Here is a 23,088-nt window from a genome sequence, read left to right on the forward strand (position 1 = left end):
AACAAGAAACACTCAGCAATCGTCATGCCTGGCGACGCCGCGCGGCCGGCCGAATGGCCAGTGTTACGCGGCGGCATCCGACTCAGCCGAAATCGCCCTCACCCACTTGTATCGGGCCATCGGACGGGACCCACTGCGTGCGGTGCGCAAGCTCGCGAAGCGCGTCCGCCCCGCTTTCGAATGCACGCAACAATTCGGGCGCCGTGTCATCCGCGGCGCCAAACCGCCGCCGCAGCACGTCTCCCGATATCTCGAACTGCCGTGTTACGCCGGCCGTTTCCATCTCGAACACAATGGCATCGCCTTGCGCTTTCGCGTTGGTCGCTTTCGTGAATTTCATTCAATCCTCCTGCCTCGTGGTTGATGGAGGCGCGCCGCGCAACGACGCGCCGGCAGGAAGGGCCAGCAAGTAATGTTCCGCTCTGGCCCACTGGATTGCGCAGGGCTTTCGCTCGGATGCCCTTCATCCCCGCGTCCAGCGCTCGAGCCAATCCACGCAGCGCTGCACCGCGTCGATGCGGTGGTCGGTCTTGCCGTTCTCGAAGAAGTGGTGATCCCCATCGGGGTAGAGCACCAGTCTGGCGGGAGTCTGCGTGCCCGCCATGATCCCCGTGAAGAACGCCTCGGCCTGCGATTTGGGGCAGCGATTGTCGGCATCACCCTGCAGGATCATCGTCGGCGTACGCACGGCTTCCACGCGCTCCAGTGGCGATAAGCGATGCATCAGATCGCGGCGTTCCCAAAGTGCGCCGCCCATCGAGTACGCATCCGAGTAGTAGCCGCTATCCGACGTGCCGAAATGGTGTTCCAGCGAGGTGACGGGCGCGGACACCACCGCGGCCTTGAACGCGGACGTGGTGCAAACCGCCCACGCGGCAAGGTATCCGCCGTAGGACTTTCCGGTAACGGCGATGCGCTCGTCCGCAAGCCCTTCGGACCGCAACGCTTGGGCAGCGGCCAGATGCTGATCCAGATCGCATTCACCCCAGCGTCCAAGCACACGCGCGCTGAACTCGCGGCCGTAGCTGCTGGACCCGGCCGCGTTGACCGCAAGAATGCTCCAGCCCAGTCCCAGCAGGACATACCAATACACATGCGACCGAAAATCGAGGAGCACATAGCTGGACGGACCGCCGTGCAAGTCCACCAGCATCGGCGTGGGGCCGTTCTGCCCCGGCGGGCGCAGCAGCCAGCCGTCGATCTGCTCCCGGCCGCCGATGCCGTCCGGCACGTCGAACCGTTTGACCTGCACGTCCGGCAGCAGACGGTCATTCCACCACGCATTGAACTGAGTCAGCTGCTTCTGTTCATTGCCCTGCAGGTCGGCGCACCAGACCTCCTGCGGCGATCGCGCATCCTGATCCACGTACAGCAGCCACTGCCTGGATACCGCCGCCATCGAGATGTGCCGGTCGCCCGTGACCAGCGGCGTGACGTCGCCGCCGGGCACCGAGATGCGCGCCAGGTGCTGGCGGCCGCTGCGTGCGACCACCGCCACGATAGCCGGCGTATCCGGCAGCCAGCGCACCGAACTACCCAGCACGATTTCTATTGCGTCGCTTCCCAGCGGCTCAACCACCGCGTCCGCAACGGCCACCAACCACAGCCGCATCTGCGCATCGCCGTCCACGTCCGAGCCGGTGACAACGATGGATTTTCCGTCTTGCGACCATCGCGGGCTCTGCACCGACGCCAGATCGCGGCTCAGTTGTCTGGCGCCGCTGCCGTCGGCGGCGACGACCCACAGATCCGAGCGATGCGCGAGCCGGCCCTCACGGGTCCGCGTGTAGGCGATGTATTGACCGTCCGGGCTCGCCTCTGCACTGGTGACGTCAAAAAAGCCATGCGTCAGCTGTGTGGTATTTCCACTTTGCACGTCCAAGACATGCAGATGCAGCGCGGTGTTGGTCTTTTCGGCCGGGCCGTCCAGCTTGAACGGCAGACGCGTGGCGACGCGGGGCGCATCGGCCGGCTGATCCGCATTTTCCGGCGGGTTCGCGTCAGGCTGTTCGGGATCGATGATGAGGCTGTTGCAGATCAGCATGCGTTGTCCCTCAGGCATCCAGTCGGCCGAAATCACACCCGAGGCCAGGTTGGTGATCTGACGAGCCTCGCCGCCAGATCGCGCGATCAGGTACACCTGCCAGCCCGCGCCACGCGTCGCCAGGAACGCGACACTCGCACCGTCTGGCGACCATCGCGCGCATCATCCGCGTCGCCTTGGGTGAATTGTTGGGGCGCCGTGCCGTCGGTGGGCACGAGCCACAGATTGGTCAGGGGATCGCCCGAACCAGCGTCGATGCTATGGACCGCACAGACACCCAGGCCGTCGTCATGCGCGCAATCCAGACTGCTGACGGCGCGGTACAAGCGCAGGTCTTCGGCACAAAAGGGGGTCGGCATCTTCTTATCCAAAGGGAGAATGCACTGCGCGGTGAAGGCCGGAGGCGCCGGCGCACTGCGCCGCGCGCCGCCCGGTCCATCGGCGCTTACTTACGTACCTGCTTACTTACGTTGCTGCTGGCGTTCCTCGTTCTGTTCGTTTTGACGGTTGCCCTGTCGTTGGCCTTGCTGATCCTGCCTCTGGTTTTGCTGCTCCTGTTGACGATTCTGCTGATTGCGATCGTTCTGGTTTTGTTGGTTCTGCTGGTTTTGCTTTTGGTTCTGCTGGTTCTGTTGCTGAGTCATGGCGTGCTCCAGATAGGCCGGCAAAGCCGCCGGCGGGCGCAGCCTTGCCGCAAGTGGCGCGCCTAAAAACTGGCGGTCCACAATCACGCAGTTGACGCGCGGTCTCGCCGACCGGGACCGCGCTGCGCCGGCCCGCCAGCCGCTCAAACTCCAACGTATCGTGACCGCTGAAGACCAGAACGCTGTCCCCGTTGGACCGGATCAGCTCCCGCAGGCGGCGCTGATTGTCCAGGCGCGCGGCGCGGTCATGTTCAAGCATCCATTGGTAAAACTGCAGTCCCACGGGACAGCCCGGCCGCTCCAGCGACATCTCGTCGACATGAAAATACGCATCGCCGGCAAGCAGCAGCCATCTGTCCAGCCCACGCATCGCCACTCCCGCATGGCCGAACGTGTGGCCGGACAGCGGGACCAGCGCGATTTCCGGCGGCAGGCCATCGAGCGGGCGAGCCCGCGCAAAGCCATACCATCGCTCGCCTTCGCCCGCCTCGTAAAAGCGCCAGCGCGGGCGCGAAGACCATTGCTGCGGCCGGAAGCGTTGGCGGTCCATCCAGCTTTCCTGCAGCAGTGCCACGTCGGCTTCACGCTGCATCATGTGCACGATCGCATTCGGAAAATCATCAAGGCCGCCCGCGTGATCGAAATCCAGGTGGGTCAACACAATGTGCCGCACGTCTTCGGCAGAAAATCCCAAGGCTTCGATTTGGCAGCGCGCGGTCATCGACTCGCGCCATTCCGGCTTCACCAACGCCAGAAAAAACGCGCTGAGCCGGCTGCGCGGATCGCGCACGTCGCGCGTGCCCAGGCCGGTGTCGACCAGCGCGAGCCCACCCGAGTCCAGCTCCAGCAGCACGCAATGGCAGCAAAGCCGGCCCCGCCACGCCCACGGTGGCGAGCGCCCATCCATCAGGCGGCCTCCGGCCGGACATGTGGAAATGCAGTTCAGATGATGAATCTTCATATCGGCGCGCTCCCTTGATAAAGGCCGCGCGCCTCTCGGCAAATTCAGACGCGGCAGAAGCCGTCGGGGCCGCAAGCGGCATTCCGGGCGGGGACCATGGCACACGCGATGTATCAGGCATGGCCCCCCGACGCGCGCATTGATCGGCCTGCACGTTTACGCCCGCCTCAGCAGTCCGACGCTTCCAGCCAGCTTGAGAAACCAGCGCACGTCAAATTTTTCCGGTCGTGTAGAAATCGCATCAGTGCATGGGCATGAATGCGCGCGACGCGCCGTCATCTTTCCGCCACGCGCGACGGGAACAATAGTTGCGGCGATCCGGTTGTCACAGCGGCAGGGTTACCGGTCTCTGGTTGGGGAGTCCGGTGGCTGGCACGGCCTCGCCACGTCGCTGTGACCTTTGCGTTTTGTTGGACCGTGAGTCTTCGCCCCGCATCGCGCGGGGCGCTTTTTTGCGGCAGAAATAGCGTGTTTTACGGCGATGTAACAAAGAAACGCAGCGTTACACGCCCTCCGTTGCGCGAGCGCAGTGCCCTCGGCACACTAGCTGCTCGCATCTTTTGGGAGAGTTGCCATGCAAGTGGATATCCAGAAGTTGGGAGCAGACGCCGCGCGCCAAGGGTTGACCCTTTTGGATTGCCCCTATCTTCGCTCCGCAGCCATGCCTGCGCAGACCGGCGAATCAGTCCATGAATGGCGCAGCCGCGTCGAGATGTGGAAAGCCGGCTGGAAAGACGGCGTCAGATCTCGCGTCGTCGGCCGCGCGCCGTCATCCCCCTTCACGATCACCCGCAGGTAGTCACTGCCTGCGGTGCGTATCCCGCCAGGGCCCTGGGCATCGTCCAGGGCCCGATTCATTTGGAGAACCGGCGGGCATGTGGCGGCGCGTTTTCATGGACAAATTCGCTTGCGGGCCTTGGTCGGGAATTCTTGCACTTTGTTGCACCCGCGTGGAGGCAGTTTTTGGAAAATCCCGGGCAGGAAATTTTCCGAACACCACGCTCTGGAGCGCACGATGAATACTGAAAAGGGTATTTGCGTAGATGGATTCAAAGTCCACTGCGATGTCATTGAGTTGCCGAGCGGCAAGTATCGGCTTGATGTCACGACCCGGCGTGACGGCGAACACGACGGGAAGGCCGTCTGGCCCATCCCGAGCGGCAAGCTGTTCTCGGCGCAGCACGAGGCCGAGCGTCACGCCAAATGGATCCTCAAGGGCATCCGGCGCGTCGACGCCAGCGGCGCCCCGCAGTTCTGCCTGACCTGATCTTTGCAAGACCCGGCGCATTGCGCGCTTAAGTCTTCTGGAGCGCCCTCGGGCGCTCTTTTTTCGTTGACCCCGCCCCCGCCCCGGATCCGGGCACGCGCATTGCTCTGGCGTCACGGCCCTGTAGTGTGAATGCGCTATCGCACCACCGCAGAACCACAGCACGACATGGCCGGCAGCCCGGAAACGAGGCGCCGGCCCTTCAAACCGAGGAGCATCATGAAACGGCCACGCCACCGCACGCAAAAGGATTCAGCGCTTACGGCATACGCATGGCCATCTTGGGCGCTGACGTCGCGACGCTTTCCGGGATCGCGTTAAGTGCCCCGCCCCGCCGTGCAGGACGGCCAAACCCTGCCGGATCCGCGCGCGTCCATGCTCAAGGGCCTGCTCGGAACCAGTCTGCTCGCCCTCAGCGCGTTCGGCGTCTTCGCGCTGTGGCGTTACCTGGACGCCTCGCATCCGGCGGTAGGTGCGGCGCTGCTGGGCGGCTTGCTTGCCGCTGGCGCCACCGCGCTGGGCGCGTTGCCAGTCGCCTTTTCGCAGCGGGTGCCCGAACGGGTCCAGGACACGCTGTTGGGATTCGGCGCCGGCATCATGCTGGCCGCCTGCGCCTTTTCTCTCATCATTCCGGGCCTGGACGCCGCCCGCGAGCTCGGCAGAGGGCCATGGGGCGCCGGACTCTCCATCGCCGGCGCCATCCTGCTCGGCGCGTCGGCGCTGCTGATTCTGGACCGCGTCCTGCCGCACGAGCACTTCATAAAGGGCAAGGAAGGCAAGCCTGCCCGCAACCTGCGGCGAACGTGGCTGTTCGTGTTTGCAATCACGCTGCACAACTTTCCCGAAGGCCTGGCAATCGGCGTCGGTTATGCCGGCGCAGACCCCGTGCAGGCCGGCTCGCTGGCCTTGGGGATCTCGATTCAGGACGTGCCCGAAGGCCTGGTGGTGGCCATCGCGCTGCTGGCCGCCGGGTACCGGCGCGCGTTCGCGGTGGGCTTCGGCATGGCCTCTGGCCTGGTGGAACCGCTGGGCGCAGTGCTGGGTGCAACCATCGTCGGCTGGTCGGCGTCGTTGCTGCCGTGGGGGTTGGGCTTTGCCGCGGGCGCCATGCTGTTCGTCATCAGCCACGAAATCATTCCCGAGACTCATCGGAAAGGTCACGAAGTCCCCGCCACCTGCGGCCTGATGCTGGGATTTGTGCTGATGATGGTGCTGGACACGGCCCTGCAGTGACGTCAGGCCGGCGATACGGCTTAACCGGTATAAAAGCGTCATTCCGCCCTTTGGTGCAATGTGCGTTGACGACGCTCATCCGTTTTCAGTAATTTAGGCCGGTGAGCCTTGCGCTCACGTTTTTTGTATAGGCCGTTTTTGTCCGTTTCTCAGTAAGCCGTTTCGTCTGCAAGCCAACCCCCAGGAGCTCGAATATGAAGAAGCACCTACTGATGATTGGTCTTATTGGCTCAATGACCTTCGCGGTCACCGGCCAGGCAGCTGATGCGAAAAAGCCTCTCGCGCTATGGCAATGCCAGGATTTCCTAGGCGTCCAAGAGACCTATCGCCCCGTCGTCGTCAGCTATGCAGAAGCGCTTAACAACAAGGGCAAGCCCGAAGAGGCCGTGCTTGACGTCGAGGGCATCAGCACCCGCACGCCGATGCTGGTCAAGCAGTGCAACGAAAACCCCAAACAGATGCTGCGCGACGCCCTGGCGGGTCTGAAGAAATAATTGTTCGCGCTCCCCTGGAGCCTGCGCTCCGGGGGATTTGGCTGCATCGGCGGCTGCTCCGCTTATCTCCTGCGCTTCCCCTCCTTCCGCGCCCGTCCGGCGCTCCGCAATCTCCCCTGTTCTTAAAAACCACGCGCCCAGTGCGAGGTGCCTGCACGCGCCGTGCTGCGCTGCAAGGAACAACATTTGCTGCGGTCGCGCTTCCCGCAACTGGAGGCCCGACGATGAATTCATGGATTTTTGGAGACTGGATCAACGCACATCCGCTGGCGCTGTGGATCATCGCGCTGGGCGTGGGCGCGGTGCTGTTCATGGTGCTCGCCACCGTGCTGAAGGTGGTGCGCGCGCGGCTGGAGGCGCGCGCGCAACTGCCCGGCCACGGCTTTGCCAATGCCATGGCCCAGATCCTTCGCCGCACCAACTGGGTGGTGTTGGCGTTGCTGTGCCTGATGGCCGGCATCGACATCAGCGATGCGCCCATGCCGTGGAGCGGCGCCACGATCAGTCATCTGTGGTTCGTGCTGATGGCGCTGCAAGGCGCGTTGTGGCTGGAACGCGCCGTGGACGTGATGGTGCGCCGCGCCGTCCTGGCGCGTGGCGAAGCCAGTCTCGTCACGGCCACCCTCCTCGGCTTGCTGCTGCGCACCTTCGTGTGGGCGGTCGCGTTGCTGGCCATGTTGGACAACCTGGGCGTGAACATCACGGCGCTGGTCGCCAGCCTGGGCATCGGCGGCGTCGCGGTCGCCCTGGCGGTGCAGACCATTCTGAGCGACCTCTTCGCCTCCATCTCCATCGGCCTGGACAAGCCGTTTGAAGTGGGCGACTTCATCGTGTTTGGCGCGGTGGCAGGCAGCATCGAACACATCGGCCTGAAGACCACCCGCATCCGCAGCCTCGGCGGCGAGCAGATCGTGTGCTCGAACACCGAACTGCTCAAGCAGACCATCCAGAACTACAAGCGCATGCAGCAGCGGCGCATCGTCTTCTCGGTGCGCATCAGCTACAAGACCGACGTCGAACGCGCCGCCACCGTCCCGGGCATCCTGCGCGACCGGATCAACGAGCAGGCCGACGTGCGATTCGACCGCGCGCATCTGGCGCGATTCGGCGACAGCGCGCTGGAGTATGAGGCCGTGTATTACCTGATGAGCGCGGACTACAACCGCTACATGGACACGCAGCAGGCGATCAACCTGGGCATCATGCGCTCGCTTGAAGCGGCGGGCATCACGCTGGCGCTGCCGGAGCGCATCGTCCACGTCAACGCGCCCGAAGCCGAGGAACCGGCCGAGCCGGTGTTGGCGTCGGCGCGCGGATAGGCACGCGGCTTGCAGCCGGAATGCGTTTTCAAGGAGAACACCATGAACGCCAACCATCCCGGCGGCCGCGATCCGGCCGCAGACGCCCACGATCCGGCGCGTGCCGCCACGAACGCAGACGGCAATCCCGCTCCCGAGCCGTCGACCGAAGACCAGGTTGATATTGCGGATCGTGTGCAGAAGGACTTGGCCAAGGCCAACGACCGGGAGCGCGCCCGGGAAGACGCGTCAGTGGAGCAACAGGCCATTGATGGCAATCCCGCGCCGCAGCCCGACGTGGAAGGCGGCATGTTCAAGCCGGCCGACGACACGCCGGCCGTGCTGCCGGAGAAGTCCGGGCCGAAGCAGTAAACCTTCCGTCGCTATAGCCCCAGGGTCAGCAGCATCAGGAACGCGCCAAACAGCACAAAGTGCGTCAGGCCTTCGATGGCGTTGGTCTGGCCGTCATTCAGGTTGATGGCCGCCACGATCAACGTGACCAGCATCATCAGCGTCTGCAGCGGCGTCATCGCCATGTCGATCCGCTGGCCGGTGAAGAGGGCCATTGCCTCCATCGCCGGCACGGTCAGGATCACGGTCGACAGCGACGCCCCGAGCGCGATGTTGACCACCGACTGCATACGATTGGCAAGCGCCGCCCGGAAAGCTGTCAACATCTCGGGCGCGGCCGAGATGCCCGCCACCACCAGGGCGATCAGCCCGACCGGCACGTCCATTCCTTCCAGACTGCGGTTCAGCGCATGCGACATCAGCTCGGCCAGCGCGCCCACCGCCACGATGCCGACCGCCATCACGGCGGCCGACTGGCGCCATCCGGGGCCGCCGCCGGGCGGCACGGGCGTGCGCGTCTTTTTTTCGGGATAGCTGTAGCTGAAGAAATAGCTGTGAGGCCCGGTCTGCATGCGCACGAACACGCCGTACATCAGCAGCATCGACACCACGGTGAAGGCGCTATAGGCGCGCCAACTGGGCTGCGGCACGAACTCGGGAATGATCATCGACACCGTAACGGCGGTCAGGATCATCACGCTGTACGTGCGCGCCGAATCGTCGTTGTATGCCTGCTCGCCGTGCTTGAACCCGCCGATCAGAGCGGCCACGCCAAGAATGCCGTTGATATCCAGCATGACCGCCGAATAGATGCTGTCGCGAACCAGCGTCGGCGAGCCCGCCTTGGACGACACGATCACCAGCACGATCACTTCCACCAACACCGCTGACAGCGTCAGGATCATGCTGCCGTACGGGTCGCCGAGTTTCTGCGCGATGCGTTCGGCATGGCGCGCAACGCTCAGGGAGGCGGCAAGGATCGCCGCGATCAGCACGGCCGTTTCCGCCAGGCTTGCGGCTTGGCCTAGACCCTCCAGTTGCGGGTCGATCATGAACCCCGCGATCGCAAGCACGCAGGCGAGCAGCAGGAACTTTTCGGAATGCAGTAGGGATTTCATCGCAACGTGGCGGGCCGGAATTCCGAGAGCCTAGCACGCACCGTTCCAGCCGAGGCGCGCGGAATCGGGCATGCGGCTTGCTGTCCATGGGGTCCGTGCATGTATGGATGGAGCGCCATGCCGAAGAGGAACGCAGCAAAGCGGCAAACGAGATCCAGGCCGCAACCACGACCCCGGAAGACCGGCAAACCCAATCCGGTCTCCCATTTTTTTGACCGCTTCGCGTCGCTTGTGACCAAATGGGCGGGCTCACCCGTCGCTTTCGGCATCGCGCTCATCGCGGTGGTGGTATGGGCGATCTCGGGGCCCGCGTTCGGCTTCTCCGAGACCTGGCAACTGGTCATCAACACCGGCACCACCATCATCACCTTCCTGATGGTTTTCCTGATTCAGCAAAGCCAGAACAAGGACAGCGAGGCGCTGCATCTGAAACTGGACGAGCTGCTGATTGCGGTCAAGGGGGCCGACGAGCAACTGGTCGACGCCGAGCGGCTGGATGAAGACAAGCTGCTTGCCTTGGCGTCGGCCCTGACAGCCCGCGCCCGCAAACAACATCGCCAACGGGCACGCGGCCGCCGCCGCGACTGACCGATTATCGGGCCATCAGTCGCGTACGCGTCGACGATGCGTACGCAGCCAGATCGCCTGAACTACCGCGCCAACGACAAATATTCCCAGCCAAGCGGCCAGCGCGCCCCGCACGACAGGCGAGTCGGGCCCGTTTGCCAGAGGATGCGCCACTGGCAGGCGCGTCAACGTCTCGTTGATGCCCGGCACCCAGAGCAGAAAGAAGCTGAACGAAAAACCAAGCTGCGAGAGATACGGGTGCGCGTTGGACAGAAAGGGAATACGCGGCGCAAGCAACGCACCTGCGATCGCAAGCAACGCGAGGATGCCCAGCGCGTGCCCCACATTGAAGCCGCCGCTGCTGGACAGCCCGAACGACGTCAATACCGCGACCACCATGCCGGCGACATACGTCTTGCCGGCCGGTGTGCCCGGTTCAACGCGGCGATAGCGTGCCAGGCTGTAGAGCCCTGCGGCGGCCGGAATGAGACTGATGAGGGTATGGACGGCCCCGAGGGCGGAAATGGGATGCGGCATGAGGGTGGCTCCTGATTAACAACCAACTAGTTGGTCGGTTGTGTAGATAAAAAAAGGCGCGCACTTTCGAACGCGCCGAGCTGCTGTCAGGCCGGAACAGCCATTTGCCGGATCGCGGCCTGGGTGATCGCGGCAAACGCCTTCGGATCGTTGAACGCACGCGCGGTCAGCATGGCGCCATGCACGGTGGACATGAAGGCCTGCGCCTCGACCTGCGCGCTATCGCGCAATTGGAGCTGCCCTGCCGTCGCCCCGGCTTCAAGCACCGAGGCGAGCCAGGCGGTCAAATCCTTGAAATAAGCCCGCACCTCGGCCGCGACTTCCTGGGGAATCATCGGCGACTCCGCCGCCAGCATCGCGCAGATGCACATCGACGCGCTGCCTTCGCGGATGCACTTGGCCCAGTAGTCCGTGTAGGCGGTCAGGCGTTCCACCGGATCTGCCACGTGCTGATCCAGCGCCGCCAGACCCGCGAGCGCTTCTTCGCGATGGCGGACGACGACGGTCAGGACGAGTTCGGCCTTCGTCGGGAAGTGATGATGGATGCTGGGTTTGCCGATGCGCACGCGTTGGGACACGTCGGCATAGCTGAACCCGTGATAGCCGCCTTCGGCGAGCAGCAGTTTGGTGTGCGCGACGATCTCGGCGGCGCGGGCAGAAAGTTCCAGGCTCATGGCCAGAATGACTCCGATTGGCGGGGGCAAGTCGATGCGAATGCTCGCCAATCTACTAGTTGGTCGGCTGCGTGTCAAGACGGCCGCCGCGCCGCCTTGTCCGTGTCCAACTATGGAATCGCCGACACATCCCGGCCGGTAGGCGCCTCGAGATTGCCCGAAGGATGCGCCGGCCGCGACAACTCCGCCGGACTCGACCGGGCCGAAGGAATCGGCGCATGCGCCGGACGTGACAGATTCGACGGATCCGAAGGCCGCAACGCGCGCGAGGCCTGCGTGGCCTGCGTGGCCTGCAACGCCCGCGCCGTCCGCAGCCGCCTCACCTGGTCGTCCAGCTGCGCCCGGAGGCGCTCGATCTCCGCGTCATCGGCCGAGCGCACCGCGGCGGCGCGCACTTCCTCAACCATCTTTTCCAGCCGCGCCATGTCCGGATCAGGCAATGGATTGCTGACGCGCCGCACCTGCATGCGGCCCATCAACTCGTTAACGCGGTCGCGCAGCGCCACGGCAGCCATCGCGCGCAGGGGCTGCCGTAAGAACTTTGGCCATCCGAGCGACGCTCCCGCGGCCAGTGCCGCCGTCCGCGCCCACGCCCCGCCGACCTTGCTGCGGGGCGCGCTGCGCGCCATGGGAACGGAGAGCGCCTGGCGGTCACGTTCCATCTTGGCCAGAAGGGCCGCCTTGTCAGCTAGCGTGGTCATCTTGGGCATAGTGGCTCCGTGCAGCAGCGGTATCGAGGCGCACCTGGTGGCTCAGCTCCGCAAAGGGCGATCCCTTCGGTGCGCTACGTGTCGAAATGGCGAGCGAAATGAGCGTGATGAGCAACCACGCGCCGGCAACGAGCCACGCGGCAAGTTTGCGATGCTCCGTGTCCCAGAAGCTCACGATGGCGGCCACCGACACGAACCCCAACGTGCCCAGACCGCAGAAAACCAGGGCCACGCTGCTGATCACCGTGGCGACGAGCGCGGCCCGGTACAGGGACAGTTCGATGCCGACCAACTCGACATAGTCCCCCGAGCGTTCGGCAGCAAAAGCCGCGATGCGGCGCAATCTGCGCAAGCGTTCTGAAATCATGGCGTCTCCTTGGGGCGATGACGGGCGATGTCAGCAAATCTCATACCCGTTCGCCCCGCGAAACGCCACAACGCGGCTGTTAACGCCAATGCGCCGGCCAGAGCTGCACGTGGAGTCTGAGCGATTGGCCGGCGACGCGATCCTGCTGGAAGGTGTCGCCCTATCCTCGCCCGGCAGCGCGTCTGCCAGTCAGGCGCAGCAGCAACCCCGCCAGTTGCTCCAGCCGATAAGGCTTGGACAACAGCGGAATACCCTCTTGCCCCGCCCTTTTCACTTCCTCGCCCAGAAAGCCGGTCATCAATGCCACCGGAAGATCGGGCCTCTGGGCGCGCACTTCCCGCGCCAGTTGAATGCCGCTCTTGCCACCGGGCATCATGGCATCCGTCAGCATCACATCAATAGCGGCGCCGTCATTCAACACGTCCAAGGCTTCGGCGGCACTGGCGGCCGGCGTCACGACATAACCCAGCTCTTCCAGCATGCTGGCGGTCAGCGTCGCAACGTCCGCGTCGTCTTCCACCAGCAGCACGTTCAAGGCCGCCGGCCGCTCCTGGACCACGCCGGACTCGCCCGATTTTCCCTGCGCAGCCAGCCGCCGTTTCGACCGCGGCAACAAGACCGAAACCGTGGTGCCGACGTCCATCTCGGTGGAAAGGTCGATGGCGCCGCCCGATTGTTTGGCAAAGCCGTACGCCTGCGCCAGCCCCAGCCCTGATCCCTTGCCGATATCCTTGGTGGTGAAAAACGGTTCAAACACGCGTTCAGCCACCGCCGGGCTCATGCCGGTCCCCGTGTCCGACACCCGCAATGCAATGTGGTCGACGGTCAGCTCTCCCTTTCCGGATGCGGTCATGTTCTCGGTTCGGATCTCGATCACACCGCCGTCCGGCATGGCGTCGCGCGCGTTGACCGCCAGATTCAGGATGACGAGTTCCAACTCACCAGGGTCCACTTCGACCGGCCAGAGGTCGTCGGCCAGCGCCAACGCAATGACGATGTCGCCGCGCAGGCTGCGCTCGAGCATCTCGAGCATGTTTTGAACGACCGTGTTCAGGTTGAGGACCTCCGGGCGCAACGCCTGGCGGCGCGCGAACGTCAGCAATTGGCGAGACAACGAGGCGCCGCGGTCCACCGCCTGCCGCATCGAGCCATACAAGCGGGTGCGCCGCGCTTCGTCGATGGGACGCTGCAGCATTTGCAGCCCGCCGGAGATGACCATCAGGAGGTTATTGAAGTCGTGGGCCACCCCACCGGTGAGCTGACCCAGCGCTTCGAGTTTCTGGGCCTGGCGCAGCGATTCCTCGATCCTGCTGCGCTCGCGCATCTGCTGCTGAAGCTCGGCGTTGGCCAGTTCCAGTTCGCGCGTCCGGCTTGCCACGACCGACTCAAGCGCCTGCGCGGCCTGCTTCTCAGCTTGCAGCAACGTGCGGATTTCATATTGCCGGGTCCGGGCGCGCGCCGCCGTTTGAACCGTGGTGGTCAAAGCGAGGCTCTGAACCGGGCGTTCCAGGAGCGAGACATTGCCCAATAATTCGGTCATTTTCTCGCGCCAGCGCACGATAGGGCCGGTTTGCGTCTTGCCGGTCAACACAACGAACGGCAGCCCCGACCACGCCGGCTGCGCCTTCAGCCACTCGGACACCAGTTCCAGGTTCTTGCCGAACAGCCCTTCCTCGGTCAAACAGACGGCCAGGGCGCCGGCGTCCGCCTGCGCCAGCAGCTCCTCGATATTGCGACAGACGAACGTGTCGAAACCCGCGCGCTGCAGCAGCCGCGCGCCGGCTTCCCCGTCGCGGCCGATCGGTGCGTAGACGAGCACGCGCGATTCAGCGTCCTCAGGTCGATGCATCGGGATTGTTCAGCAAAAGGCGCAAATCGTCGCCGGTGTATTGCGGCGTTCCCGAAAAGATTCCGTGAAACGAGGTCAATGGCGGGCCAACGATCAGCCCATCTTCGGACATGCTGAATTCGCGGATGGCATGTTCGTGCGCGCCACTGCGCTTCTTGACGACGGAGATGGCACGCCGGACGCGTCCGTCGTGCTCGAAATACCGCAACATGATCACCGTATCGCTGAGATAGCTGATGTCCATGGGCGTTTCCATCGGGCCCACCAGACCGTGCTGGGCCAGGATCATCACCGTCGTCACGCCCTGCTGCCCCAGGTAGCTCAGTAATTCGTGCATCTGCAGAATCAAAAAGCGCCCGTCGGGCATGGCGTTCAGATAGCCGTTCAAACTGTCGAACACCACCACGCGCGCGCCATCATTTTCGACCGCGCGGCGAACCATCGCGGTGAATTCGCCCGGCGCCATCTCCGCGGGATCAATTTGCTTAAAGGTCAGAAGCCCTGCGTCCAGCGCGGATTCCAGCGGCATTCCCAGCGCACGTGAGCGCGCGAAGAATGTGGCCCGGGACTCGTCGAACGCGAAAATGGCTGCGTGCTCGCCGCGCTGCGTCGATGCCAGCGCATAGGTTGCCGCAAGCGAAGACTTGCCCACCCCCGCCGCGCCGATCAGCAGAACATTCGTCCCGCGGTCCAACCCGCCGCCCAGCAAGCTATCCAGTTCGGCGTTGCCGCTGGGCGTGGGCGTCGGGGCAAACTCTTTGTGATGCTCCGCCGCAACGAGCCGCGGATAGACCTCGAGCCCGCCCTTCCTGATCGTGAAGTCGTGGTAGCCACCGCGAAAATCCATGCCGCGCATTTTCAATATGCGCAGCCGCCGTCGCTGGGCGCCATAGTCGACCGCCAATTGCTCAAGTGCGATGACGCCGTGCGAGATCGAGTGCAATTGCAGGTCGTCCTCTTTGGCCGCCTGATCGTCCAGCAGGATCACCGTACACCGGCGATTGGCGAAAAAATGCTTCATTGCCAGAATCTGCCGGCGATAACGCAGTGAGCCCTGCGCCAGCAGGCGCAGTTCCGACAGGCTATCGATGACGACCCGTGCTGGGTCAAGCTGTTCAACCTTGTCCAGGATCAGGCGCGTGGTCTCGGTCAGCTCCATCTCGGCGGGGTGCAGAACGGTGAGTTCCCGCTCGGGATCCAACACGTCTTCGGACACCAGTTCCAGGATCTCGACACCGTCCAATGACCACCCGTGGCGGTGGGCAACCAGACTGAGTTCGGCCGGACTTTCGGAAAGCGCGACATAAAGGGCGCGCTCGCCGTGGCGGACGCCTTCCAACAGGAATTGCATTCCCATGGTCGTCTTGCCCGTGCCCGGCCTTCCCTCGCACAGATACATTTTGTTGGGATCCAAGCCGCCGCCGAGAACGTCGTCGATGCCGAGGTTTCCGGTCGAAATTCGGGGATCTGGCTTGAAAGCCGCAGTCTGTTCTTCAATCGTTGCGCTCATGGCTTTCCCGTAAAAACGAGTGAGAAAGCAAGCATATCGCCATCGTCAATCCCGAATGGCATCCAGCACGAAAGATATGTTACGTACTGAATCGCACCCGTCGGACGAGAATCGCGGCTTCAAGTCCGACCAGAAGGAGGTCAGCGCGGGATTGCACGGCCTGGCATGCCGCTTGGCCATGTAACAAAGGCGCAATGCAACTCGCAAAAAGCCCGCCTTCTGCATGCGAATGCAGAAGGCGGGCGTCTTGCGGGTGAACCGGCTTATTCGAACGAAATCTGAAGCTGAGGATTGATCTTCCATTCGAATCGGGCGCTGGCCTCGCCGCCGCCGGCGTCCTGGGCCAACACCACATACCGGCCTTCTTGCGGCGTCGGCGGCACCAGGCCCCGTAGCGTGCCGGTGGCCTCGTCGAACTTCAGGCCTTCCGGAAGCCGGGCGGGCGTCGTGCCGTCCTTGTCGAATAGCGTGTAGCGCACCGCACCGCTTCCGCCCGTGGCGTTTACCACCGGCACCGCCGACGGCATCGTGGCGCCCGCCGTGAGTTCGATCGGAAGGGTGGAGACCTCTAGCGCGGGCGCCAGGTTGAAATCGACGGGAATGGAAACGCGGGCGCCGCCCTCGTCGCTGATGGTGGCCGTAAGCCCCGCCATTTTTTCCAGGGACTTGGGCACCGCGCCGCTGACACGGCCGCTGCCGTCGAGCACCAGCCCGGAAGGCATGCGCATCGCGCTGCCGTCGGGATTGGAATAGGAAACGGCGTAGTTGCCGGTGCCGCCGCTGACATTGATGAACTTGACGGGGCTCTTGATGCGGCCGCCCGCCGTCGCTTGAATGGAGCCGCCCTCGACGTTCAAGGGCGGATTGATGGTCAGTTGCACGGTGCGGCTGGCCTTGCCGCCGCCGCTGTCTTCGACCTGGATGAGATACGTCAACGTCTTGGGGCTGGCCACCGAAGGAGCGGCGCCAGACAGCGAACCGTCGGATCCAAACACCAGCCCGGCGGGCAGTTCGGCGGGTTTGCCGCTGGTATCAAGCAGACGGAAGTTCAACGCCCCGGTGCCGCCCGACGTGCGCACCCGGATCAACTGGGAATTGAGCGTTGCGCCCGAGGTGATGGAGAGGCCCTTGTCCGGTGCCACGGCAGCCGGGCGGGCGCGGGTGATGTCTTGAGATCCCGTGGTTGCCGCGGACGCTGCCGGCGCTTTGGTGCCGGATGAAGGTGCCCCCTTGGCAGGCGCGGCACGCTGAGTGATTTTCCCCACGGGCGGTTTGAAGTCTTCGGCAGCGATGGCTTGGCCAGGCGTGACTGCGATCAGTCCAACAGCGGCTCCCAAGCACGCGAATCGGGAGATTATCTTTTTATTCATAACGGTCCTTGTGACTTAATCAACGATGCGCAGTGCGCATTACACGTCTCTCTACAGGCCAGGCGCGGCAGCCTGGCGTGCGAGCCCCCAATTACCTCGTGCCCTTCAATCAGACCTTGATGCGCCGCTTTGCCGCTTTGCATTTACATCACGGCGTCGCGCAAGGCTGCAGGCCACGTTCAGCGTCAACGAATCTGGAAACTGGGCGACACATTATTCCAAGATCAACAGGCCGAAATGCAGAGTAGAACTACCTCTTTGCAGGCAAAAAATGGCGAGGCGACTCAGTAAGCCTGCCGTCGCTGACCGGCTTTATCAGACCAATGAAAAGGCGGGCCAACGCGAGCGAGGTGTTGATGTTCAACTTCGAGTAAATGCGCGCCTTGTGGTTGTCGACGGTACGGACTGAAATATGGAGATGCTCTGCGATCTCTTTGCTGGAATGCCCGGCGATGACGCCTTGGACAATCACCAGTTCACGCGGCGTGAGCATCGCTTTGCGCGCTTCTTCCTGGTCCGCGCAGACACGGTTCAGATGGGCTCCACGGCTCAGGCGCAGCGCAAAATGAATGGCCTGGCCGAGCCGGCTTGAGTTCAACGGCTTGGCGAAGAAATCGACCGCGCCGCGCCGCATGGCTTCAACCGCATCGCCGAATTCGGGATCTGCCTTGATGAAGATTGTTGGCAACGCCGCGTTCGCCTGGACCAGGTCGCGCTGCAAGGCGGTCTCGGCAGCCGGCTTTCCGAAATCCATGATCAAGCAATCGCACTCGCCAGCCGTATAGATGGATAAGAATTCGCGGACCGTTCGGCTCTGCACGACCTCGATGGAAAAGTCCGCAAGTATTCGGCGGACCGCCCACGCCGACGACTCGTCTTCGTCAACGATGTAAGCCTTTGCGCCTGGGGGGGTGGGATTCGGCCCGGCCGCGGACGCAGCCTTTGCCTGCGGCGCCAGGCGGGAGTCATGGAAGATACGCGGGTGGTACTGCCCCCACCTCAGCGACTGTTCGAAATACGGCATCATCAGTAATGGCAAGAATGCAAAGCGTCTGACATGGCTGGCACCCATCGCTGCTCGCGTCTACCGCTTGAGCGAGCCATCCGGATTGGCCTGCACAGCGCACCGAAGTATAGATACGCGTCCCCCACCCTCCCATCAGAGGATTATTAATCTCGCGGGGGCAAAGGCATCTTCTGTTGATTGCGCCGCGAAGCCGCCGCTACGGCGTGGCCCAGGCCTTCAAGAGAGCGCCATGCCGGACCGCGCATTCGCCATACTGCACCGCAAGCGCCATATAACTGCGGGCAAGATCGTCCCAGTTGTCACTTGTGACTTCCGGCACCGGCGGGCACGGTTGACCCAGGTTCGCCGGAAGAATTGGCCAGACGGCCGGCTTCGTTGATGTGCCGCAGGCGCTCAGCGTCAATGCGGCAGTCAGCAGGCAGAGGCCTCTGAGCTTCGACACGGGTGTACCTCTGGATTGTCATGGAACGGGCGGCGCGCAATATGGCGAGCGCATCCTCCAGACTGTTGGAAACGACGGCCAGGCGCATCGTCTGATTTTTGAATTCGTGCAACTCGGTCAACGTGTGTTCAGCGTTCGCTTTTGCCATGCCGGCGTGAAACTGGTGAAAGCCATACCACCGGACGCTCATGAACAGCGCCGCCACCAACGTTGCGCCGATCAGGTACGGCGCAATATTGCGCAGTTGCGAAATCAAGGGCGTCCCTCCCACTCGCGTGGAATCTGGAAGTGTGGGCCGTCCTTGAGCGTCTTCCAGTCTCCGCCCCACTCCACCGGAACGCCAATTTCGGCGGCGCAGCCCTTGACCACGGCGGCCAGATCGGCAAAAGCCTGCCAGTTGCTCCATGGAATGCCGCCGTTGACGATGGGCGCCAGATCGACTGCATGGCTCAAGCCGTCCCGCTGAGGCAGGTGGTAGCTGGCCATGGTCTGACTGGCGCCGCGCCGCACATAATCATGCTGTTGCGCGAGGGTTCGCACGCCCTCAACCACGGTGAAATCGACCGAGGTGCGCTGAATGGCGAGCTGCACAACATCGACCAGATCCGGGTGCACCCCCTCAAGGCGAGCGAGGCTGCGCTGCGACAGTCTAAAGCCGCTCATCTTTTCAAACTCCTGAGTTAGTACGGTGCGCCCATGTCAGGGCCTTTTTCCGCGAACGCGGTCGATAACGGCCTGCCACAACGCTGGAATCGGCATGGCTTGCACGGCGTCCCAAGCGCGAGAAACAATAGCCATGCCAAACATCCCGGTAAGAAACCCCGTCAAGCCCTCGGGGATTCCCAACATGACCGAAAGATAAGGCGCCGCGTAGTAAGCGCCGAGCGACCCGCTCAACGCCATACTCAATCGGGCAGGCCATGACCCCTGCAGGTATTGCATGGACACAACCGCGCCGAGCACGCCAGCGAACTTTGCCGCGACGGCGTCGATGTCCTGGATGTTCAAGTGCGCCTCCTGTTGTCGAAAAAAGCCCGCGGAGGGCGGGCATGGAAAGCGGACGAAGCGCAAGGAGGTACGGGAGAAGAACGCTGAGCAGCTCCGCGCTCAACTTGAGACATCATCGGGACCCGCTGGCCGCAGAAGTTCAGCGCGACGCTCCGGCACCAACAATCCTTTGGCGATGTAGAGATCAAGCCCAGCGGCGATGTCAGGATCCTCCACGTTGATAATTCCGGCTCGATTAAAGTCGTCATACACGAGACCCACCTCCATATCGGTGAGCTGTGCCTTCCTGATCCGGATTTGCTCCTCGACAGCGAATCGCTTCATATACTCACGCGGAGAAAAAACGCTTTTCGCCACGGCGGGAACCTCGGGCGCGGCGAACTTGCCGCTTTCATAGAGATAACCCTCCTGCACCCCAGCGTGCGCTTCGACCCACTTGAATTCGGGATGAAAGCGCCCCGCAGGATCGATGTTCGTTGTTTCAGTAACGCGGCCTTCTTGAATCAATGCCCAAATAGTCATCATCATCACCATTCGATAAATACAACACCGGCGCCGCCTGCGCCCCCAGCTGCGGTGGCGTTATACGCCGCACCGCCCGAGCCCCCCGCACCATGAAATCCGGTGGCACCGTTCACGCCCAACGTTACGTTGCCTGTCAGATTGACGGCGTTGGGGCAAGCGCCATAGAGCGTCGCGCCGCCAGGGCCGGACATGGCGTACACGCCATTCAGCACCGCCGCAAAGCTGCCTGCGGAACCGGGCACCCCCAATTGGCCTGTTCCCGAAGCGCCGCCCCCGCCGGAACCACCGGGCACCCCACTAACGTTCGGCGCCGGGCTTCCACCAGTCGCCGAAACAAACGTACCGAAGGAAGACATTCCGCCGGATGTACCGACCGTGGTGTTGGAGACGCCGCCACTGCCGCCGGCGCCAACCGTGACCACAACGCTAGAGGCCCCCGCCAGCTCTACCAGACTGATGACCGACATGCCGCCGCCTCCGCCGCCGGCTGCTGCACCAACAACGGCAGGACAAAAAGCACCTCCGCCGCCACCGCCGCCGCCGATGACTGTCACCCGAACCCGGGACACGCCATTCGGCACGTTCCACGTGTGAACGCCTGCCGTGTCGAATAGTCGAAGGCCGCGTTGCGGAAATAGCTGAGGAAGCGAAGAAGGCGTGATGGCTTTACGCGTCTCGTTGCCGACGAGCGTTTCGGCTGCGGTAGCGATCCGGATAAGACCCTGCCGCGTACTGTCTGCGGTCAAGCTTGCCAGGCTTGCCGGCGTCACCGCCCGGCTGGCATCCAGTCCGCTAATGACATCTGCGGAGGTAGCAATTCCGGCCGGAAGCGCCACCCACCCCGTACCGCCCGTATCGGGATTCGAAGAATTTGCATTTACGGTACTCAGCCAATACCGGTTCTCGGCAGCCGAGAGCAAGATTGCGCCTTTCGGATATCCGGAGATCGCGGCGGAAAACTCGGGATCGTACTTGTAGCCGCCGCCCGCGGCAGCCCACCGTTGGCCGTCGGTGACAAAATTCAAAATCCCATTGAAATCCGCCCCATAAGGCGGCACGCCCCCAGCCGCCAGCGGCGTCATGGTCAGCGGCGGAAATCCGTCGGTAAACGATGCCGCGCCGGGCGTCACGCCGATCTGCGAGCCGACGGGAATGGTGTTCTTGGTGCCGAACTGCGCGAACGGCACGGCGGACTTGCTGGGTGCATTGCTAGCTTGCATGAATAAGCCCCGAAGATGTGAAAAATGCGCCGGATCCGAAAGGCTGCATCAGCGCCTCGCGGAACCCGAAGGTGGTTGGAAGGTCGACCTGCAGCACGCTGGCCTGGACCGCAGCCGGCTTGGGGATCGCGCCCGATTGGGTCAGGATGGCGATTTCGTAAGGTTCGAGCGCGAACTCGAACACATAGCGGAACTCCATGTTCCCCGTGTCCGATACGTAGCAGCGCCCGCGGCCGGTGAAGAGGTTGGAGAGCAGCCGGTTCAGGCTGGCCGAAGTGCAGTCGGAGATATTGGCCAGCGCCTTGACCAGGATGAGCTTGCGGTATGCGTCGTCAGTCAGGCGGAAGGTCTGGGTCGCCTGCACGCCGGCGAAGAACGGCGCCTCATCAAACGGCTTCCAGCTGATCGCCTCCTCAAAACCCAAGTAGGAAACATCGCCCGGTACGGTCAGCATGCGGCCGATGTCGACTATCCTGCCCCAGATGTCCAGACCGAACCCCCGCGCCGTCTCCACGTTCCAGACGAAGTCGAAGAACGCATCGAAATCCGCGTCGGGGTTGATGTACTCGTCCATGTTGTTGATCAACTGGACGAGCGTCGGGCTGTTGGCGTACTGGCTGATGAGCGTGCGGGCGACCAGTCCCGGCTTTGGATAGACCGTCATACCAGCGTCACCGAAATGTCGTCGGCCGTGACGGTGGGTCGGCGGTTGATGGGCACCGTGAGGCTGGCTGCGGTCGGCGTCGATGTGCCCAGCAGCAGCGACAGGATCGACACGGACGGGCTCAGCTGCGAGATCGACGCGTAGAACCGGCTGGCGTAGAGCGTCGAGCCGATGCGCGCTCGCAGGCCGCCGTCACCGCCATTGAAGGCGTTGATGATCGCCTGCCGGGTCAGGGCAACGATGTCCGACGGCAGCGCCGGGTTGTCCGCCAACTGCACCTCGAAGAGCACCGGCAAGGCGGCAGGGGTTTCCCACTGCACGACGTACGAGGGATAGGGATAGGAATATCCCTCCCGGTCCTCGACCGTGTACGACATATTGCCGTTGTAGTCGGCGCCGTTGCTCTTCTTGCGCCAGATCGCATCGGCGATGTCCGCCGCCTCGCCGCCCGCCACCGCCACCCAGATCGAGTGCGGCTTCAAGACCACGCCGCCGATCGATTTCGGCGTCGACTGGGTGTTCTCGGTGACGTAGGCATCGATGACGCCCTCGACGTTGGCCACGTTGGCGTACAGCGCGGGAACCGAGCCGCGGGCGTTCAGCGCCACGGACTGGCGCCGGCGCGCTTCGAATTCCGCGCGGCTTTCCACGTCGGCGCCCACCGTGCCGGCGTCGGCGTTCGATATCGAGTCCCAGCCCGGAATAGCCTGGTAGATCCGGTTCAACGCGCCCGGCGCACAATCCACCGGCCCGTCGACCGAGCAGGCGAACGGCAGGTCGATGCGGCCACTGGCCGGGATCGTGCCGGCCTGCGTGCACAGGTACAGATGCCCATCCAGGGCTTCTGCCCGGGCGCCGACCGGGATGGTCACACCGGTAAGGCCTGCGCACGTCGCAATCACGGACGTGGGCAAGCCGGGTTTGCGGTCCAGAAAATAGATCCGCCCGATGGCGTCCTGCATGCGGCCATTGGCAAACGCCGGGTCGACCTGGTTCACATACGACGCGAACTCGTTGTTCTTGTCGCCGATGATGGCGGTCGTGCTGGAGGCCAGCTGCCCTTGCGGCGTTTCCAGGGCGTCGTTCAGTCCACCGCCGAACGCGGCGTCCATGTCCGACTGAACCCCGGCCAGGATCGCGGATTCGCTGGGCAGCACCAGTCCTTCCGGCGTGAACTGCACGCGCGGAACGTGAGAGATATTCGACAT

At 63.6% G+C, this 23,088-nt stretch carries 27 protein-coding genes and 1 pseudogene; 7 read left to right on the plus strand and 21 right to left on the minus strand.

Annotated features, from left to right (window positions below):
• Nucleotides 1-82 precede the first annotated feature (82 nt).
• From AB3147_RS19910 to AB3147_RS19925, 4 genes and pseudogenes are all read right to left on the minus strand, one after another.
• Entirely contained in the window at nucleotides 83-340 is a 258-nt protein-coding gene (locus tag AB3147_RS19910; protein ID WP_175138669.1) for a DUF1488 family protein, read from the minus strand.
• 123 nt (nucleotides 341-463) lie between these two features.
• Entirely contained in the window at nucleotides 464-2,140 is a 1,677-nt protein-coding gene (locus AB3147_RS19915; protein ID WP_367352779.1) for a S9 family peptidase, read from the minus strand.
• Nucleotides 2,131-2,403, minus strand: coding sequence for a hypothetical protein (locus tag AB3147_RS19920; RefSeq protein ID WP_367352780.1), 273 nt, complete (start codon nucleotides 2,401-2,403; stop codon nucleotides 2,131-2,133). Before AB3147_RS19920 ends, AB3147_RS19915 begins: the two co-directional genes overlap by 10 nt.
• A 382-nt stretch (nucleotides 2,404-2,785) precedes the next feature.
• A pseudogene (locus tag AB3147_RS19925) lies at nucleotides 2,786-3,649 on the minus strand (MBL fold metallo-hydrolase); the annotation flags it as partial.
• A 574-nt stretch (nucleotides 3,650-4,223) separates the two neighbouring features.
• On the opposite strand from AB3147_RS19925, the gene AB3147_RS19930 reads away from it, so the two are divergent.
• The 6 genes from AB3147_RS19930 (at nucleotide 4,224) to AB3147_RS19955 (ending at nucleotide 8,313) form a co-directional block, all read left to right on the plus strand.
• On the plus strand, nucleotides 4,224-4,448 hold the full coding sequence (locus tag AB3147_RS19930; protein ID WP_175124321.1) for a CrpP-related protein: 225 nt from the start codon (nucleotides 4,224-4,226) through the stop codon (nucleotides 4,446-4,448).
• Nucleotides 4,449-4,664: 216 nt separating this feature from the next.
• Nucleotides 4,665-4,916: a hypothetical protein gene (locus AB3147_RS19935; protein WP_175138674.1), complete on the plus strand. Its 252-nt coding sequence runs from the start codon at nucleotides 4,665-4,667 to the stop codon at nucleotides 4,914-4,916.
• 375 nt (nucleotides 4,917-5,291) lie between these two features.
• The gene (locus AB3147_RS19940; protein ID WP_218344772.1) at nucleotides 5,292-6,149 is read left to right on the plus strand and encodes a ZIP family metal transporter; all 858 of its coding nucleotides are present in this window, start codon (nucleotides 5,292-5,294) and stop codon (nucleotides 6,147-6,149) included.
• 194 nt (nucleotides 6,150-6,343) lie between these two features.
• Nucleotides 6,344-6,643 (plus strand): acid-activated periplasmic chaperone HdeA, encoded by a 300-nt coding sequence (gene hdeA, locus AB3147_RS19945; protein ID WP_056563757.1) that lies wholly within the window; start codon nucleotides 6,344-6,346, stop codon nucleotides 6,641-6,643.
• Between the two features lie 224 nt (nucleotides 6,644-6,867).
• Nucleotides 6,868-7,962, plus strand: coding sequence for a mechanosensitive ion channel family protein (locus AB3147_RS19950; RefSeq protein WP_191579356.1), 1,095 nt, complete (start codon nucleotides 6,868-6,870; stop codon nucleotides 7,960-7,962).
• A 42-nt stretch (nucleotides 7,963-8,004) separates the two neighbouring features.
• Nucleotides 8,005-8,313 carry a hypothetical protein gene (locus tag AB3147_RS19955; RefSeq protein ID WP_286898966.1) on the plus strand — a complete coding sequence of 103 codons (309 nt, stop codon included), beginning with the start codon at nucleotides 8,005-8,007 and terminating at the stop codon, nucleotides 8,311-8,313.
• 11 nt (nucleotides 8,314-8,324) lie between these two features.
• Here the strand turns inward: AB3147_RS19955 and AB3147_RS19960 are convergent, their stop codons facing one another.
• Nucleotides 8,325-9,410: a calcium:proton antiporter gene (locus tag AB3147_RS19960; protein WP_175138677.1), complete on the minus strand. Its 1,086-nt coding sequence runs from the start codon at nucleotides 9,408-9,410 to the stop codon at nucleotides 8,325-8,327.
• A 117-nt stretch (nucleotides 9,411-9,527) separates the two neighbouring features.
• On the opposite strand from AB3147_RS19960, the gene AB3147_RS19965 reads away from it, so the two are divergent.
• Complete coding sequence (locus tag AB3147_RS19965) at nucleotides 9,528-9,998, plus strand: low affinity iron permease family protein (RefSeq protein WP_175138678.1); 471 nt, start codon at nucleotides 9,528-9,530, stop codon at nucleotides 9,996-9,998.
• A 15-nt stretch (nucleotides 9,999-10,013) separates the two neighbouring features.
• Here the strand turns inward: AB3147_RS19965 and AB3147_RS19970 are convergent, their stop codons facing one another.
• From AB3147_RS19970 to AB3147_RS20040, 16 genes are all read right to left on the minus strand, one after another.
• Nucleotides 10,014-10,514, minus strand: coding sequence for a hypothetical protein (locus AB3147_RS19970; RefSeq protein ID WP_367352781.1), 501 nt, complete (start codon nucleotides 10,512-10,514; stop codon nucleotides 10,014-10,016).
• Between the two features lie 86 nt (nucleotides 10,515-10,600).
• Nucleotides 10,601-11,188: a TetR/AcrR family transcriptional regulator gene (locus tag AB3147_RS19975; protein WP_367352782.1), complete on the minus strand. Its 588-nt coding sequence runs from the start codon at nucleotides 11,186-11,188 to the stop codon at nucleotides 10,601-10,603.
• Between the two features lie 110 nt (nucleotides 11,189-11,298).
• Nucleotides 11,299-11,898 carry a hypothetical protein gene (locus tag AB3147_RS19980; RefSeq protein WP_367352783.1) on the minus strand — a complete coding sequence of 200 codons (600 nt, stop codon included), beginning with the start codon at nucleotides 11,896-11,898 and terminating at the stop codon, nucleotides 11,299-11,301.
• The gene (locus tag AB3147_RS19985; protein WP_175124327.1) at nucleotides 11,873-12,265 is read right to left on the minus strand and encodes a phage holin family protein; all 393 of its coding nucleotides are present in this window, start codon (nucleotides 12,263-12,265) and stop codon (nucleotides 11,873-11,875) included. Before AB3147_RS19985 ends, AB3147_RS19980 begins: the two co-directional genes overlap by 26 nt.
• 160 nt (nucleotides 12,266-12,425) lie before the next feature.
• On the minus strand, nucleotides 12,426-14,084 hold the full coding sequence (locus tag AB3147_RS19990; protein ID WP_367352784.1) for an ATP-binding protein: 1,659 nt from the start codon (nucleotides 14,082-14,084) through the stop codon (nucleotides 12,426-12,428).
• Nucleotides 14,085-14,100: 16 nt separating this feature from the next.
• Nucleotides 14,101-15,624 carry an ATPase domain-containing protein gene (locus AB3147_RS19995; protein ID WP_239215475.1) on the minus strand — a complete coding sequence of 508 codons (1,524 nt, stop codon included), beginning with the start codon at nucleotides 15,622-15,624 and terminating at the stop codon, nucleotides 14,101-14,103.
• 263 nt (nucleotides 15,625-15,887) lie between these two features.
• Nucleotides 15,888-16,766, minus strand: a complete 879-nt coding sequence (locus AB3147_RS20000; RefSeq protein ID WP_175138687.1) for an Ig domain-containing protein — start codon at nucleotides 16,764-16,766, stop codon at nucleotides 15,888-15,890.
• A 478-nt stretch (nucleotides 16,767-17,244) separates the two neighbouring features.
• A complete protein-coding gene (locus tag AB3147_RS20005) occupies nucleotides 17,245-18,066 on the minus strand; it encodes a response regulator transcription factor (protein ID WP_367352785.1) in 822 nt (273 codons plus the stop codon).
• A 151-nt stretch (nucleotides 18,067-18,217) separates the two neighbouring features.
• On the minus strand, nucleotides 18,218-18,418 hold the full coding sequence (gene lysC, locus AB3147_RS28295) for an Rz1-like lysis system protein LysC (protein WP_422652830.1): 201 nt from the start codon (nucleotides 18,416-18,418) through the stop codon (nucleotides 18,218-18,220).
• Nucleotides 18,321-18,719 (minus strand): hypothetical protein, encoded by a 399-nt coding sequence (locus AB3147_RS20010; RefSeq protein ID WP_175124332.1) that lies wholly within the window; start codon nucleotides 18,717-18,719, stop codon nucleotides 18,321-18,323. The genes lysC and AB3147_RS20010 overlap by 98 nt, the downstream gene beginning before the upstream one ends.
• Complete coding sequence (locus AB3147_RS20015; protein ID WP_367352786.1) at nucleotides 18,716-19,126, minus strand: M15 family metallopeptidase; 411 nt, start codon at nucleotides 19,124-19,126, stop codon at nucleotides 18,716-18,718. The genes AB3147_RS20010 and AB3147_RS20015 overlap by 4 nt, the downstream gene beginning before the upstream one ends.
• Nucleotides 19,127-19,162: 36 nt before the next feature.
• The gene (locus AB3147_RS20020; RefSeq protein ID WP_367352787.1) at nucleotides 19,163-19,471 is read right to left on the minus strand and encodes a hypothetical protein; all 309 of its coding nucleotides are present in this window, start codon (nucleotides 19,469-19,471) and stop codon (nucleotides 19,163-19,165) included.
• A 99-nt stretch (nucleotides 19,472-19,570) separates the two neighbouring features.
• A complete protein-coding gene (locus tag AB3147_RS20025; protein WP_367352788.1) occupies nucleotides 19,571-19,999 on the minus strand; it encodes a hypothetical protein in 429 nt (142 codons plus the stop codon).
• Nucleotides 19,999-21,216, minus strand: coding sequence for a glycine-rich domain-containing protein (locus AB3147_RS20030; protein ID WP_367352789.1), 1,218 nt, complete (start codon nucleotides 21,214-21,216; stop codon nucleotides 19,999-20,001). Before AB3147_RS20030 ends, AB3147_RS20025 begins: the two co-directional genes overlap by 1 nt.
• Nucleotides 21,206-21,880 (minus strand): DUF2612 domain-containing protein, encoded by a 675-nt coding sequence (locus AB3147_RS20035; protein ID WP_367352790.1) that lies wholly within the window; start codon nucleotides 21,878-21,880, stop codon nucleotides 21,206-21,208. Before AB3147_RS20035 ends, AB3147_RS20030 begins: the two co-directional genes overlap by 11 nt.
• Nucleotides 21,877-23,088, minus strand: coding sequence for a baseplate J/gp47 family protein (locus AB3147_RS20040; RefSeq protein ID WP_367352791.1), 1,212 nt, complete (start codon nucleotides 23,086-23,088; stop codon nucleotides 21,877-21,879). Before AB3147_RS20040 ends, AB3147_RS20035 begins: the two co-directional genes overlap by 4 nt.

The organism is Achromobacter animicus (assembly GCF_040775605.1).
Classification (GTDB): Bacteria; Pseudomonadota; Gammaproteobacteria; order Burkholderiales; family Burkholderiaceae_B; genus Achromobacter; species Achromobacter animicus.